General features: G+C 36.0%; 1 protein-coding gene. It reads right to left on the bottom strand.

What is annotated here, in order from left to right:
* Nucleotides 1-381: ISL3 family transposase (locus tag ADH81_RS02850; RefSeq protein ID WP_049526366.1), on the bottom strand; the 381-nt coding region annotated here is incomplete at both ends.

Raw genomic sequence — 381 nt, forward strand, 5'->3', positions numbered from 1 at the left:
TTTAAAGTTTTCAAAGTTCCGGAAGCCAAAAGCATTGCGCTTGATGACCTTAATGAGGTTATTCGTAGCCTCTAGTTTCGCGTTTGAGTAGGGCAGTTCCAGTGAGTTCATGATTTTGTCCTTGTCTTTCAAAAAGGTCTTAAAAACAGTTTGAAAAATAAGATTTACACAAGAAATCGTTTCTTCAATCAGTTCAAAGAAATGGTCTGTTTGTTTCTCTTGGAAATGAAATAGTAATAGTTGATAGAGTTCATAGTGCTCTCTAAGTTCTTGAGAGGATTCAAGGAGCTTTTCGAGAATCTCATTATTGGTCAAGTATGAGCGAAAAGTAGGGCGATAAAAACGTTTATTACTAAGTTTACGGCTATCCTGTTGAATGAG

It is taken from the genome of Streptococcus pseudopneumoniae (assembly GCF_001072925.1).
Classification (GTDB): Bacteria; Bacillota; Bacilli; order Lactobacillales; family Streptococcaceae; genus Streptococcus; species Streptococcus pseudopneumoniae_Q.